The organism is Paracoccus sigandri (assembly GCF_003709565.1).
GTDB classification, from domain to species: Bacteria; Pseudomonadota; Alphaproteobacteria; order Rhodobacterales; family Rhodobacteraceae; genus Paracoccus; species Paracoccus siganidrum.
Map to the genome: position 1 here is coordinate 153109 of NZ_QNRC01000009.1, position 13189 is coordinate 166297.

Sequence of the window (13189 nt, forward strand, 5' to 3'; positions counted from 1 at the left end):
CGCCATGACGGATTCTCAGCTGTTCCGCACGATCATCAGCACCCGCGCCGGCTCTGCCCCGGCGGTCACGCTGTGCGGGCAGTCGGCGGCATAGTTCGCGGTATCGTTCACCGACAGCTCGACCTGCTCGTCGCCCGAGACGACCGAGACCGAGCCCTCCAGGACCACCAGATCCTCGCGGCAGCCGGCCCGGTGCGGGGCGGAATCCAGCGAGGCATGGGGCTGGAAGCGGATCTCGTAGATCTCATGCTCGCCCACGGTCTGCGGCGCGCTGAGGATGCGGATCACCAGGTCGCGCCCGCGATCGTTGATGACCGGGGCCGAATCGGCCTTGACCACGCGGATGTCGCGTTCGATCCGCCCCTCCAGCAGCCCGGCGAAATCGACCTGCAGCGCCTGGGTCAGGTTCCACAGCGTGGCAACCGTCGGGCTCGATTCGCCGCGCTCGATCTGGCTGACCATCGAGCGGCTGACCCCCGACAGCTTCGCCACGCCGTCGAGGCTGAGCCCCTTGGCCTGGCGGGCCTCTTTCAGGCGATTGGCAAGGCGGGCGACGATATCGGGGTTCTGGGCCATGGCGACAGGCTGCGGCGCAGGGCGGTCTTCTGTCAATATGGCTGCGCCGGGCGGGTCGGCCGGGCGCGGCTCAGGGCAGCGGGATGGGCCGCTGTTCCTCGATCGCCTCCATCGCGAAATGCGAGGTGACGGTGTGCAGCTCGATCCCCGAGATCAGCCTGCGATAGAAGGAATCATAGCGCGCCATGTCCGGCGTCACCACCTTCAGCATATAGTCGTATTCGCCGCCGATGCGGAAGAAGTCGATCACCTCGGGAATGGCCGAGACATGGTTGCGGAACATGTCCAGCCAGTCGGCCGAATGGTGCCGCGTCTTGATCATCACGAAGACCACCAGCCCGACCCCCAGCCGTTCGCGGTCCAGCGTGATGGTCCGGTTGCGGATCACCCCGGCCTTTTCCATCGCCTGCAAACGGCGCCAGCAGGCGTTCTGCGACAAGCCGACCCGCTCGGCGATGACCCGCTGCGAGGCAGAGCTGTCGCGCTGCAATTCCTCCAGAATGCGCTTGTCGATCCTGTCCATGTTTCCGAACCCGGTGGTTTGAAAGATCATATGACACAATTCATGCCGATCTACGCAGTAATCAAGTGATGATTTCGCACTAGAACAAAAGATAGACTGCGGCAAACGGGCAAAAATCGGAGAAATCATGTCAGTCCTGTCGGATTTCGAGACCTCGCTTCACGGCGCGGATGTGATCGCGGCCCTGCGCGGCGGGTTGATCGGCGACGATTTGCGGATCGACGGCCCCTTCGGCCCGGTGCCCCTGATCTATGCGGATTACGTCGCCTCGGGCCGGGCGCTGCGCCAGGTCGAGGATTTCGTGATGGCCCGCATCCTGCCCTATTACGCGAACACCCATACCCAGGCCTCCTTCGTCGGCGCCTATTGCACCCGGCTGCGGGACGAGGCGCGCGGCCGCATCGCGGCGATGGTCGGGGCCGGGCCGGGCTACAGCACCATCTTCGCCGGCTCGGGATCGACGGCGGGCCTGAACCGGCTGGTCGCCCTGCTGGACATTCCGGGCATCGTCGCGCAAGGCGGGCGCGCCGTGGTGCTGATCGGCCCCTACGAGCATCATTCGAACATCCTGCCCTGGCGCGAAAGCGGGGCCGAGGTGATCGAGATCCCCGAAGGCCCCGCCGGCGGGCCGGATCTGGCGGCGCTGAGCGAGGCGCTGGCCCGGAACGGCGATGCGGCGCTGCTGGTGGGCAGTTTCTCGGCCGCCTCGAACGTCACCGGCATCGTCACCGATACCGATGCCGTGACCCGGATCCTGCGCCGTCACGGGGCGGTGTCGATCTGGGACTATGGCGCCGGCGGGCCCTATCTGCCGATGTCGATGCGCGCGGGCACCGACGCGGCCAAGGACGCCATCGTCTTTTCGCCGCACAAGTTTCCCGGCGGGCCGGGGGCCTCGGGCGTGCTGGTGCTGCGCGACGCCATCGCCCGCCGCCGCACGCCCACCTGGCCCGGCGGCGGCACGGTCGGCTTCGTCTCGCCCTGGGGGCACGAATATGCGACCGCCCTTGGCGAGCGCGAGGAAGGCGGCACCCCGAATGTCATCGGCGACATCCGCGTCGCACTGGCCATGATCGTCAAGGCGGCGATGGGCGAGGACTTCATCGCCCGGCGCGGCCAGGAACTGCGCGCCCGCGCGCTGGCCGCCTGGCGCCGCAATCCGCGCATCGAGATCCTGGCCGCCGACGCCCCCGACGGCAGCCTGCCGATCTTTTCCTTCCGCATCCGCGACGGAGAAGGCGGGCATGTCCATCACCAGTTGTTCAGCCGGATGCTCAGCGACCTGCATGGCGTCCAGGTCCGCGGCGGCTGCGCCTGCGCCGGCAGCTATGCCCATCGCCTGCTGGAGATCTCGGCCGAGGAATCGGCGCGGCTGGCCGACCGGATCCGGCAGGGCGACGACATCGCGAAGCCGGGCTGGGTGCGGCTGAACTTTTCGGCATTGCTGGACGATGAAAAGGCGGATGCGATCATCCGCGCGGTCGACGACCTGGCATGGCGCGCGCCCGATCTTTGCCGGTTTTACGACGTGGATTCACGCCACTCGCGGTTTTTCGCCCGCCCCCAGGCCTCGCTGGAGGTGACAGGCGCATGAGGGCGGGCGACAATGGGCGGATGACCCGCGAATCAAAACGCTTGCACGGCCAGGAAATCCGCCATACCGTCATGTTTATCCGCTATGGCGGAACCGATGGCACGGGACCTGGTGCCCGGCCCCTGCGGGATGGTCAGGGGCCGACCGGCGGGTCTGGCGCAAGGCTGATGGCTGCCGCAGGATGGCGGCCCGAGATGCCCGGCAGCACGGAGATGACGGCATGAACGAGGCAGGTCTGAACGAGTTGGAACGGCGCCTGGCGCGCGACCTGTCCTGCCTGTGCTATCCGCCGGAGAACTGGGTGGTGCCGCGCCGGCGCGGGAACGAACCCGTCAGCGATGCGGTGATCGTCGGCGGCGGCATGTGCGGCATGGTCGCCTGGTTCGCGCTGCAACGCGCCGGCATCCGCAACATCCGCATCCTCGACCGCAGCCCCGAGGGGCTGGAAGGCCCCTGGCTGACCTATGCCCGGATGGAGACGCTGCGCTCGCCCAAGCAGCTGGTCGGCCCGGCCTCGAGCCAGCCCTCGCTGACCTTCCAGGCCTGGTATCGCGCGCAGTTCGGGGACGCTGCCTGGGAGGCGCTGGACAGGATCCCGCGCCCGATGTGGATGGATTACCTGCGCTGGTATCGCAAGGTGCTGGGCATCCCGATCGAGAACGGCGTGTCGCTGGACCGGGTGGAGCCCGAGGACGGGCTGCTGCGGCTGCATCTGTCGGGCGCGGCGGACGGCTCGATCCTGGCGCGCAAGCTGGTCATGGCGACGGGCCGCGACGGCACCGGCGCGCCGGCGATTCCCGCCTTCGTCGAGGGCCTGGACCGCGCCTTCTGGGCGCATTCCTCGGACCAGATCGACTTCGCCGCCCTGAAGGGCAGGCGCGTCGCGGTGGTGGGCGTCGGCGCCTCTGCCGTGGACAATGCCGCCGAGGCGCTGGAGGCCGGCGCGGCCGAGGTCCGCCACCTGATCCGCCGCCCCCGGATGCCGGTCGTCAACAAGCTGATGGGCATCGGCAGCTATGGCTTCACCGCCGCCTATGCGCAGATGTCGGACGAATGGCGCTGGCGGTTCATGAACTATTCCTTCGTGACCCAGACGCCGCCGCCGCGCGGCTCGACCCTGCGGGTCAGCCGCCACCCGAACGCCTATTTCCACTTCGGCAAGGCCGTCGCCTCGGTCCGCCAACAGGGGCAGGAACTGCGCATCGACTTCGCCGACGGCACCAGCCTGGCGACCGATTTCCTGATCCTGGGGACCGGCTTCACCGTCGATCCGCTGTCGCGCACCGAATTCGGCGGGGCGGCCGACAAGATCCAGCTGTGGCGCGACGTCTATACCCCGCCGCCGGGCGAGGAATCGCGCGAACTGGGCCTGTTCCCCTATCTGAACCCCGATTTCACCTTCCGCGAGGCCACACCCGGCGCCGCGCCCTGGCTGGGCCATGTCCATTGCTTCAACTTCGGCTCGACCGTCAGCCTGGGCAAGGTCAGCGGCGACATTCCCGCCGTCTCGGAAGGCGGCGTCTGGCTGGCGCGCGAGATGGCCGCGACGCTCTACAAGGAAGACATCGCCACCCATTGGCAAGGGCTTCAGGACTATGCCAGGCCGGAACTGCTGGGCGACGAATGGACGCCCTCGGACCTGCCGCAGGGCGCCGAACCGATGGAGGTCTCGCGATGAGCCTGCCCGCAACGACCGCGCTGGACGGCGTGACCATCGCCCCCAGCAGCGCGCTGGCCGAGGCCATCGGCGCGCGGGACGCGATCTTCGCGATGACCCGGACCGCCGAGGAGGCAGTGCTGCGCCCGGCGGAAACCGGCGCCTGGAGCCACGCGCTGCGCCATGCGCTGGCCGCGCGGATCGCCGCCCGGAACGGGCTGCCCGACCTGGCCGCGCGCCATGCCGAAGGCGCGGGCGAACATGCCGGCCTGGCCGATCCCGGCCACCTGCCCGACGGCGATCTGCGGATCGTGCTGGCCTTCATGGATGTCGTCGCCGCCCATCCACGCGACGTGACCGCCGCGGCCGTCGCCGGGCTGCAAGGGGCGGGGATCGCCGATGCCGACATCGTCCGGCTGGCCGAGCTGAATGCCTTCATGGCCTATCACTGCCGCCTGATCGCCGGGCTGCGCCTGCTGGCGGGGGACAGCGCATGAGCCAGACCGTCATTCACCGCTTCACCCGCACCGTGCCGCGTTGGCGGCCCCGCGTGACGCCCGTGAAGCTGGACGAGGCGACGCCCGCGCAGCTGGACGCCCTGCAGGTCACGCCCTCGAACACCAGGGTTTCGGACTATGTGCTGGTGCTGGCCCATGACGTCGAGACGCTGAAGGTCCGCTCGCCCCTGTTCAACGCCATCATGTATGGCAGGGACGGGCTGTCGCGGGCCGAGCGCGAGCTGGGCGCCATCGCCGCCTCGATCGTGAACCGCTGCATCTATTGCGCCGCCGTCCATGCCGACCGCCATGCGCAGCTGACCGGGGACACGGGCGTCACCGACGCGATCTTCCTCAACGGGGAAAAGGCCGATCTGGCCCCGCGCGACCGGGCGATCTTCGATTTCGCGGTGAAGCTGTCGCAGACCCCGCCGGCGGCGGGCCCGGCGGATCTTCAGGCCCTGCGCGATGCCGGGCTGGACGAGGGCGAGATCATCGACCTGATCCTGTCGAACGCGCTGTTCGGCTGGGCCAACCGCCTGATGCATGTCCTGGGCGACCCGGTCAGGCAAGAGGCCAGCTGACGACCCCGCATATTCCGAACCGACCGCAAAGGAGAGAAGATGGCCCTGTTCGACAGCAAGATGACCGTAGGCATCGCCGGCGCGGGGTCGGTCGCCTTCGCGACCGCCGCCTGGCTGGAACAGGCCGGCCATCATGCGATCCTCTGGTCGCCCTCGGGCAAGCGCACCCGGCGCCTGGCGGCGGGCGAACCGCTGGTCGCCAGGAACGCCATCGAGGGCAGCTTCCGCCCCGGCACCGCCGCGGATGCCGCCGACCTGGCGGCGCGCGCCGATGTGGTGCTGATCGCGCTGCCCGGCTATGGCCACAAGGCGGTGCTGGACGCACTGGCGCCGCATCTGCGCAACGGGCAGGCGGTGATCTTCAGCTCTCACGCCTCTTTCGGGGCGCTGTATCTGGGCACGAAGCTTGCCGCGCGCGGGATCACGCTGCCCATCGTTGCCTGGGGCACCACACTGGCGACCGCGCGGCAGGCGGATCTCACCACCGTCAACGTCAACACCGTGCGCAGCAAGATCGACCTGGCCACCATCCCCGAGGACCGCGCCGAGGAGGGGCTGCGGCTGTGCCAGGCGCTGTTCGGCGACCGCTTCGTGGCCCGCGAGGGGCTGCTGTCCATCGCGCTCAGCAATCTCAATCCGCAGAACCACATGGGCATCGCGCTGTGCAACATGACCCGGATGGAACATGGCGAGACCTGGGGCCAGGGCGCGAACATCACCCCCAATGTCGGCCGTCTGCTGGAACGGCTGGACGAGGAGCGGCTGGCCATCGCCGAGGCCCTGGGGCTGCAGGTGCGCACGATCTTCGATCACTTCCACCTGTCCTATCACGTCCCGCGCGCCTCCATCTCGGAGATGAACCAGGAGATGCACCGCCAGGGCGTGGGCGGCACCGGCCCCGCGACCGCCGACAGCCGCTATGCGACCGAGGATGTCCCCTACGGGCTGCATGTGACCGCGGTGCTGGGCGATCTGGTCGGCCGGCCCGCGGTGCTGCACCGCGCCGGGGTGCAGATCTTCTCGGCCATGTATGGCCGCGACTTCGCCGCCGAGAATACCCTGCTGACCGACATGGGATTCGACCGGCTGGACCTCGACCAGGTGAAGCGGGCCTGCCGGACCGGCATCCTGCCCGCGCATGACGGGGCGCCGGCCTGAGCGGAACGAGAGGACGACAACGACAAGAACACGCTCAACAGAGAGGATAAGCCATGAAAGACCTAGTGCTGAACCGCCGCCGCCTGATCGCCTCTGCCGCCGCCGGGGCCGGGCTTCTGGCCAGCCCCGCCTATCTGCGCCGCGCCCATGCGCAGACCGGCGGCGTGCTGAACATCTGGACCTATAACGGCTTCGTGCCCGATGATTTCCTGCGCCAGTTCCAGTCCGACACCGGCATCAGGGTGAACATCCGGCTGGTGGACGACCAGGGCAAGCAGTTCAACCTGCTGGCCGCCGAGGCTCCGAACCCGACCGTCGACATCCTGACCGTCGCCGGCCACCGCTTCCTGCAATTCATCGACTCGGACCTGCTGGCCCCCGTCGACACGGACCGGCTGCAGAACTGGGGCAACATCAACCCGGTCTTCTCGGAAAGCGACTGGGCGACGATCCGGGACAACAAATGGGGCGTGCCGATCCTGTCGGGCGCCGAGGTGCTGGCCTACAATACCGAATTCGTGACGCCCGAGGAAGCCCAGACCTGGGACACGCTGTTCGCCGAGAAATATTCCAGGCGCAACGCCTATATCCTCCAGGACATGATGTCGGTGCTGATGCTGAAGATGGGCTATGACGGCAACATGATCGCCTATCAGGACGACGAGGCCGAGGCCGCGCGGATCGTCAACGAGGTCCGCGACTTCCTGATCGCCCACAAGCCCCATGTCCGCAACTATTACGACGGCGCCGCCGAGATCCAGCAGATGTTCGTCAACCTGGACGTCGAGGTCGCCCATGCCTGGAACGGCCCGATCGCCGGGCTGATGAATGACGGCTTCCCGGTCGCCATGGCGATCCCGACCGAGGGCACCTATGGCTTCGTCTATACGCTGAACGTCGCCAACAACGCGCCGAACGCCGACAATGCCTATCTGTTCCTGGACGCGCTGCTCTCCAGCCCCGAGATCGGCGCCGCGCTCAGCCGCAGCTCGGGCTTCATCTCGACCTACAAGGACGCGGCCGACCACCTGAGCGACCTGGAGCGGCAGTCGACCTCGTTCCCCGAGGAGCAGCTGGCCCGGATGCAGTTCTTCCGGGCCGAGGCGAACGACCTGAAATACAGCCTGGTCGATCCGGCGGTCGAGCAGATCAAGGCAGCCTGACCTGCGCCCCCAGCCCCCCGGCCTGCGGCCTGCGGCCCCCGCCCGCGCCGCAGGCCGCCCCCGCCCCGCAAGCCGTCGCAGCCCGCCGCGACAGGAGAGCCCTTCTCTATGCCAGACCTTCCCCCGCAATCCCCGGCCGACCCGTCCGGCCCGCCGACCTTCTGGGGCCGGCTGACGGCGTGGTCGCTCTATCGCGCCCTGACCGGGCTGGTCTTCGCCTCGCCCCGCCGGCAGTTCTGGATGCTGATCCTGTTTCCGGTGATCTGGGTGCTGGTCGCCCATCTGGGGCCGATCCTGCAGATGATGCAGGTCAGCTTCCTGTCCTCCTACCCGCCAAGCGCCGGCAAGGAGGTCGTGCTGACCACCGCGAATTACAGCCGCTTCTTCGGCGACAGCATCTTCCTGGTGCCGTTCTGGCGCACGATGGTGTTCTCGGTGGTGCTGACGCTGACCACGCTGGTCCTGATGTATCCGGTCGCCTATTTCCTGGCCCGCCATGTCAGGCGCGACAACCAGCTGCTGTTCCTGATGCTGCTGCTGATCCCCTTCTGGGTGGGCGAGATCGTGCGGATCTATGCGGTCATGATCATCCTGGGCAATAACGGCGCGCTGAACCTGCTGCTGCGCTGGCTGGGCCTGATCGAGCGGCCGATCCCCTTCATGTACACGAATTTCTCGCTCAGCGTGGGCATCGTCTATCTGACCGCGCTCTACATGCTGATGCCGCTCTATTCGGCGCTGGAAAAGATCCCCGCCAACTATTCCGAGGCCGCGGCCGACCTGGGCGCGGGGCCCTGGACGCGGTTCTTCCGGGTGACGCTGCCCCTGTCGCTGGAGGGCGTCGGGGCGGGCTGCACGCTGGTCTTCCTGATCGCGACCGGCATGTATGCCACGCCGGTCCTGCTGGGCGGGCCGAACACGACGCTGTTTTCCCAGACCATCGCCGGCTTCTTCCATGTCGCGGGCGACCAGTGGCCCACCGGGGCGGCCTTCTCGACCATCATGCTGGTGACGGCGCTGGTCGTGGCGGGCGCCTTCAACCGCATCATCGCGCTGCTGTCGGGGAGGGTCGCGAAATGACCCGCCATACCCGCATCCTAATGAGCTGCATCTACTGGGCCTTCGCGCTCTACCTGCTGCTGCCGCTGGCGCTGATGATGCTGATGGGCTTCAAGGACGCCCGCTTCATCGGCTTTCCGATCACCTCCTGGACGCTGGACTGGTATATCGGCGTCTTCGCCGACCGGCAGGTGATGTTCACCTTCGGCTATTCGACGCTGATCGCGATCCTCAGCACGGCGATCGCGCTGGTGGTGGGCACCTGGATCGCGGTCACGCTGACCGGCCGGGCCTTCTTCGGCCGGGCGGTGATCCTGGGGCTGACCCTGCTGCCCGCCGTCATTCCGGGTGTGATCTCGGCCATCGCCTTCCGCATCTATGCGCGGGTCCTGGGGATCGAGCCGGGCATGTGGGCGATCATCTGGTCGCATGCGGTCCATAACGTGCCCTTCGTGGTGCTGGTGGTGATGGCGCGGCTGTCGACCCTGCCCAGAAGCCAGGCCGAGGCGGCGCGCGACCTGGGCGCCGACCCGCTGGTGGTGTTCTTCCGCATCACCATGCCCTACCTGACCCCGGCGATGATCGGGGCCGGGGTGTTCTGCATGTTGCTCAGCTTCGACGATTTCGTGCGCTCGTATTTCCTGGGCGGCTATGACCCGACCCTGCCGGTGCTGATCTTCGCCAAGCTGCGCTCGGGCATGTCGCCCGAGGTCAACGCCATCTCGACGGTCGTGCTGGTGCTGACCGCCGTTCTCGGCATCTGGGCGGAACGCTCGATGCGCCGGATCAAGAAACAGGCCAACCGATGACCCAGAGAACCGACCCCGTCGCCCGGATCGAGGGCGTGACCAAATCCTTCGGCAAGACCATCGCCCTGCATCAGATGAACCTGCAGATCGCCAGCGGCGAATTCGTGACCTTCCTGGGCCCCTCGGGCTGCGGCAAGTCCACCACGCTGCGCATCCTGGGCGGGTTCGAGACCCCCGATACCGGCCGCATCATCCTGAACGGCCAGGACGTGACGGCGCTGCCGCCGAACCGGCGCAAGGTGAACATGGTGTTTCAGGACTATGCGCTGTTTCCCCACATGACCACCCGGCGCAACATCGCCTTCGGGCTGGAGCTGAAGGGCCTGTCGCGCCGCGCCATCGATGCGCGGATCGACGAGCTGGCCGCGTTCCTGCAGCTGGCCGACTATCTGGACCGCCGCCCCGACCAGCTGTCGGGGGGCCAGCGCCAGCGCGTGGCGCTGGCCCGCGCCCTGGCCCCGGACCCCGAGATGCTGCTGCTGGACGAGCCGCTCGGCGCGCTGGACGCCAAGCTGCGCACCCAGGTGCAGATCGAGCTGAAGAACATCCAGCGGCGCACCAACAAGGCGTTCTTCTTCGTCACCCACGACCAGGAAGAGGCGCTGACCATGTCCGACCGGATCGTGGTCATGAACCAGGGCCGGATCGAACAGGACGGCACGCCCGAGGAGCTGTATTTCCGCCCCGCCAGCCGCTTCGTCGCCGAGTTCATCGGCGAGACCAACCTGCTGGAGGCCACCTTCCGCGGGATCGAGGGCGATGCGGCGGTCATCGACTGGCTGGGCAACCCGCTGCGCTGCAACCCCGCCGGCCAGGGCTTCGCGCCCGGCGCGGCGGTCACGGCCTCGGTCCGGCCCGAGCGGATCGCCGTCTCGGCCGACCGGCCCGCGACCGAAAACGCCGTCGAGGCCCGGATCGTCACCTCGATCTTCAAGGGCAGCCGCTACCTACTGGAACTGGCGGTGAACGGCACCCGCGTCAGCGCCTATGCCGACAGCCCGGTCGCCGCCGATCAGGGCGCCTCGGTCTGGCTGGGCTGGTCGCGATCGAGCATCAGCCTGATCGGCGACTAGGCCCGCGATGACCCCCCTGCCCGACGAGATCACCAATCGCCGCGTGTTGCGGATCGCCCTGCCGATCCTTCTGTCCAACGCGACGATCCCGCTGCTGGGGCTGGTGGACACGGCGGTGATCGGCCAGCTCGGCTCGGCCCCGGCGATCGGGGCGGTCGCCATGGGCGCCGTGATCCTGTCCAGCATCTACCTGCTGTTCGGCTTCCTGCGCATGGGCACCTCGGGCCTTGCGGCGCAGGCCTGGGGCCGGGGCGAGCCGCAGGCGGTCTCGACCGTCCTCTATCGGGCGCTGATCATCGCCGCGCTGGCGGGCCTGGCGCTGATCCTGCTGCAGGCGCCGATCATGGCCGGGACCTTCGCGCTCGCCCCCGCCTCGGACCAGGTCGAGACGGGGGCGCGGACCTATATCGGCATCCGCATCTGGGGCGCGCCGGCGACGATCAGCATCTATGCGATCACCGGGCTTCTGATCGCGCTGGAGCGGACCCGCGCGGTGCTGGCCCTGCAGATCTGGATCAACATGGTGAACATCCTGCTGGACCTGTGGTTCGTGCTTGGCCTGGGCTGGGGCGTGGCGGGGATCGCCGCGGCCACGCTGGTCGCGGAATATTCGGGCCTCGCGCTTGGCCTGTGGTTCTGCCGCGCGCATTTCGCCCCCCATCTGCGCGCCACATGGACCGAGCTTCTGGACCGGGCGGAGCTGCGGGTGATGATGGCGATGAATGTCGACCTGATCATCCGCGCGCTGCTCTTGCAGTTCAGCTTCACCTCCTTCGTGTTCCTGTCGGCGGGCCTGGGCGACGTCAAGCTGGCGGCCAACCAGGTGCTGATGCAGTTCATGCACCTGATCGCCTATGTGCTGGACGGTTTCGCCTTCGCGGCCGAGGCGCTGGTCGGGCAGGCCGTGGGCGCGAAGGCGCTGCACCGGCTGCGCCGCGCCGCCAGCCTGTCGGGCCAATGGGCGCTTGGCGGCGCGCTGCTGCTGTCCGTCGCCCTGCTGCTGGGCGGCCCGTCGCTGATCCGGCTGATGACCACCTCGCCCGAGGTCCAGGCCGAGGCGATGCGCTATCTGCCTTGGCTGGCCGTCGCGCCGATCGCCAGCGTGGCCAGCTATATCTTCGACGGCATCTTCGTCGGCGCGACCATGACCCGGCAGATGCGGCAGGCGATGCTGATCTCGGTGCTGCTCTACGGGGCGACGATCGCGCTGCTGCTGCCGGTCTGGGGCAACCACGCGCTGTGGGCGGCGCTGATCGTCATGAATGTCAGCCGCAGCATCACCATGGCGCTGCGCTATCCGCTGGCCGAGGCCCGGCTTCGCGAACCGGCCGAGGCGATGCGCCGGGACGGGGGCTAGTTGTTCAGTCCCGGCATCTGGTGGATCGGATTGACGATGAATCTGTCTGGCTCTGAAGTCCGGACCTTGCAGATGTATTCGTAGGGCGTAAGGCCATGCGCCCACTCGGCTGGCAGCGACGGGCGATCCGTGGCAGGATTTCCGCTCGGCCGAGGTGCCGCTCAAGGCGTGATCATTTCCGCTCCGACCGGATGCTCTTGCGCAGCGCGTCCATGATGTCGATGACATTGCCGGTCTCGGCCGCCTTTTCCGGTGCCTTGGCCCGAACCCGGCGTTTCGGGCTTTTCTTCTTGGCGGCGATGATGTCCAGAAGCCGCGCCTGCACCGGGTCGTCGACCATCGAAGGATCCCAGGGCACCGTGCGTTCATCGATCAGCTTGCGCATCAGCGTCATCAGCCGGGCCTGCGGCTTTTCGTCGGGCGGGTCGCCGAAATAATCGGCCTCGTCGCGCACCTCGTCGCCATAGCGCAGGGTCCAGAGCGTGATCCCCTTGCCATGCGGCTCCAGCATGACCGCCCTTTCGCGGCGATACATCACCAGCCGCGAGATGCCGACCGTCTTCGTCCTGGCCATCGCGTCGCGGATGACGGCGAAAGCCTCGGCCCCGATCTTGTCGGCGGGGGTCAGGTAATGCGCCTGGTCGAGCCAGACCCAGCCGATGGAATCGGCCGGCACGAACATGTCGATGTCGATGGTGCGGGTGCTGTCCAGGGCGACGGCCTCGATTTCCGCGTCCTCGAGGACGACATAATCGTCCTCGCCCCGCTGATAGCCCTTGACCTCGTCATCCTCGGCCACCGGCTTGCCCGAGACGGCATCGACATACTGGCTGGCGACGCGATTGCCGGTCCGGGCGTTCAGCGTGTGGAAGCGGACCTTCTCGGCATCGCTGGTGGCCGGGATCATCGAAACCGGACAGGTGACCAGAGACAGCTTGAGATAGCCTTTCCAGTAGGAACGCGGTGCCATTCGTCGGGCTCCTTGGCGAGAGGGCGCAGGAAGGGAACGGGGGACGTCGCCGATGGTTCCGGCAAAACGCGCCGGCGCACCGATCCGCCTCCCCCACCGCCGGAAAGGCCCCGCCTCGGAACGTCGGCGCTGGGGGGACCTTCCGTGAGCGAGCGGCCCGCTCCGGCGC

At 68.0% G+C, this 13189-nt stretch carries 13 protein-coding genes; 10 read left to right on the forward strand and 3 right to left on the reverse strand.

Annotation, left to right across the window (positions count from 1 at the left end):
* Positions 1 to 15: 15 nt before the first annotated feature.
* Both C9E82_RS10730 and C9E82_RS10735 read right to left on the reverse strand, forming a co-directional pair.
* Positions 16 to 576: a helix-turn-helix domain-containing protein gene (locus C9E82_RS10730; protein ID WP_119896971.1), complete on the reverse strand. Its 561-nt coding sequence runs from the start codon at positions 574 to 576 to the stop codon at positions 16 to 18.
* A gap of 70 nt (positions 577 to 646) precedes the next feature.
* Positions 647 to 1099 (reverse strand): Lrp/AsnC family transcriptional regulator, encoded by a 453-nt coding sequence (locus C9E82_RS10735; RefSeq protein ID WP_240643436.1) that lies wholly within the window; start codon positions 1097 to 1099, stop codon positions 647 to 649.
* A gap of 127 nt (positions 1100 to 1226) precedes the next feature.
* Between C9E82_RS10735 and C9E82_RS10740 the strand changes: the two genes are divergently transcribed.
* The 10 genes from C9E82_RS10740 to C9E82_RS10785 all read left to right on the forward strand — a co-directional run bounded on the left by C9E82_RS10740 (position 1227) and on the right by C9E82_RS10785 (position 12050).
* Positions 1227 to 2693 carry an aminotransferase class V-fold PLP-dependent enzyme gene (locus tag C9E82_RS10740; RefSeq protein ID WP_119896969.1) on the forward strand — a complete coding sequence of 489 codons (1467 nt, stop codon included), beginning with the start codon at positions 1227 to 1229 and terminating at the stop codon, positions 2691 to 2693.
* Between the two features lie 220 nt (positions 2694 to 2913).
* Positions 2914 to 4371, forward strand: coding sequence for an NAD(P)-binding domain-containing protein (locus C9E82_RS10745; RefSeq protein WP_119896968.1), 1458 nt, complete (start codon positions 2914 to 2916; stop codon positions 4369 to 4371).
* Positions 4368 to 4847 (forward strand): hypothetical protein, encoded by a 480-nt coding sequence (locus C9E82_RS10750; protein ID WP_119896967.1) that lies wholly within the window; start codon positions 4368 to 4370, stop codon positions 4845 to 4847. The genes C9E82_RS10745 and C9E82_RS10750 overlap by 4 nt, the downstream gene beginning before the upstream one ends.
* Entirely contained in the window at positions 4844 to 5431 is a 588-nt protein-coding gene (locus C9E82_RS10755) for a peroxidase-related enzyme (protein ID WP_119896966.1), read from the forward strand. Before C9E82_RS10750 ends, C9E82_RS10755 begins: the two co-directional genes overlap by 4 nt.
* 39 nt (positions 5432 to 5470) lie before the next feature.
* Positions 5471 to 6589 carry an NAD/NADP octopine/nopaline dehydrogenase family protein gene (locus C9E82_RS10760; RefSeq protein WP_240643435.1) on the forward strand — a complete coding sequence of 373 codons (1119 nt, stop codon included), beginning with the start codon at positions 5471 to 5473 and terminating at the stop codon, positions 6587 to 6589.
* 53 nt (positions 6590 to 6642) lie between these two features.
* The gene (locus C9E82_RS10765) at positions 6643 to 7752 is read left to right on the forward strand and encodes an ABC transporter substrate-binding protein (RefSeq protein ID WP_119896965.1); all 1110 of its coding nucleotides are present in this window, start codon (positions 6643 to 6645) and stop codon (positions 7750 to 7752) included.
* A gap of 108 nt (positions 7753 to 7860) precedes the next feature.
* A complete protein-coding gene (locus C9E82_RS10770) occupies positions 7861 to 8832 on the forward strand; it encodes an ABC transporter permease (RefSeq protein ID WP_119901060.1) in 972 nt (323 codons plus the stop codon).
* Positions 8829 to 9620: an ABC transporter permease gene (locus C9E82_RS10775; RefSeq protein ID WP_119901059.1), complete on the forward strand. Its 792-nt coding sequence runs from the start codon at positions 8829 to 8831 to the stop codon at positions 9618 to 9620. Before C9E82_RS10770 ends, C9E82_RS10775 begins: the two co-directional genes overlap by 4 nt.
* On the forward strand, positions 9617 to 10693 hold the full coding sequence (locus tag C9E82_RS10780) for an ABC transporter ATP-binding protein (RefSeq protein ID WP_119901058.1): 1077 nt from the start codon (positions 9617 to 9619) through the stop codon (positions 10691 to 10693). The genes C9E82_RS10775 and C9E82_RS10780 overlap by 4 nt, the downstream gene beginning before the upstream one ends.
* A 7-nt stretch (positions 10694 to 10700) precedes the next feature.
* The gene (locus C9E82_RS10785) at positions 10701 to 12050 is read left to right on the forward strand and encodes an MATE family efflux transporter (protein ID WP_119901057.1); all 1350 of its coding nucleotides are present in this window, start codon (positions 10701 to 10703) and stop codon (positions 12048 to 12050) included.
* A gap of 172 nt (positions 12051 to 12222) precedes the next feature.
* On the opposite strand, the gene ku is transcribed toward C9E82_RS10785, so the two are convergent.
* Complete coding sequence (ku, locus tag C9E82_RS10795) at positions 12223 to 13020, reverse strand: non-homologous end joining protein Ku (RefSeq protein WP_119901056.1); 798 nt, start codon at positions 13018 to 13020, stop codon at positions 12223 to 12225.
* Positions 13021 to 13189: the final 169 nt, after the last annotated feature.

Excerpts from the sequence above, each read along its gene's own strand:
- C9E82_RS10750 (WP_119896967.1), top strand. The coding sequence starts at position 4,368 with ATGAGCCTGCCCGCAACGACCGCGCTGGACGGCGTGACCATCGCCCCC.
- C9E82_RS10785 (WP_119901057.1), top strand. The coding sequence starts at position 10,701 with ATGACCCCCCTGCCCGACGAGATCACCAATCGCCGCGTGTTGCGGATC.
- C9E82_RS10760 (WP_240643435.1), top strand. The coding sequence starts at position 5,471 with ATGGCCCTGTTCGACAGCAAGATGACCGTAGGCATCGCCGGCGCGGGG.
- C9E82_RS10740 (WP_119896969.1), top strand. The coding sequence starts at position 1,227 with ATGTCAGTCCTGTCGGATTTCGAGACCTCGCTTCACGGCGCGGATGTG.
- C9E82_RS10775 (WP_119901059.1), top strand. The coding sequence starts at position 8,829 with ATGACCCGCCATACCCGCATCCTAATGAGCTGCATCTACTGGGCCTTC.
- C9E82_RS10735 (WP_240643436.1), bottom strand. The coding sequence starts at position 1,099 with ATGGACAGGATCGACAAGCGCATTCTGGAGGAATTGCAGCGCGACAGC.
- C9E82_RS10755 (WP_119896966.1), top strand. The coding sequence starts at position 4,844 with ATGAGCCAGACCGTCATTCACCGCTTCACCCGCACCGTGCCGCGTTGG.
- C9E82_RS10765 (WP_119896965.1), top strand. The coding sequence starts at position 6,643 with ATGAAAGACCTAGTGCTGAACCGCCGCCGCCTGATCGCCTCTGCCGCC.
- ku (WP_119901056.1), bottom strand. The coding sequence starts at position 13,020 with ATGGCACCGCGTTCCTACTGGAAAGGCTATCTCAAGCTGTCTCTGGTC.
- C9E82_RS10770 (WP_119901060.1), top strand. The coding sequence starts at position 7,861 with ATGCCAGACCTTCCCCCGCAATCCCCGGCCGACCCGTCCGGCCCGCCG.
- C9E82_RS10730 (WP_119896971.1), bottom strand. The coding sequence starts at position 576 with ATGGCCCAGAACCCCGATATCGTCGCCCGCCTTGCCAATCGCCTGAAA.
- C9E82_RS10780 (WP_119901058.1), top strand. The coding sequence starts at position 9,617 with ATGACCCAGAGAACCGACCCCGTCGCCCGGATCGAGGGCGTGACCAAA.
- C9E82_RS10745 (WP_119896968.1), top strand. The coding sequence starts at position 2,914 with ATGAACGAGGCAGGTCTGAACGAGTTGGAACGGCGCCTGGCGCGCGAC.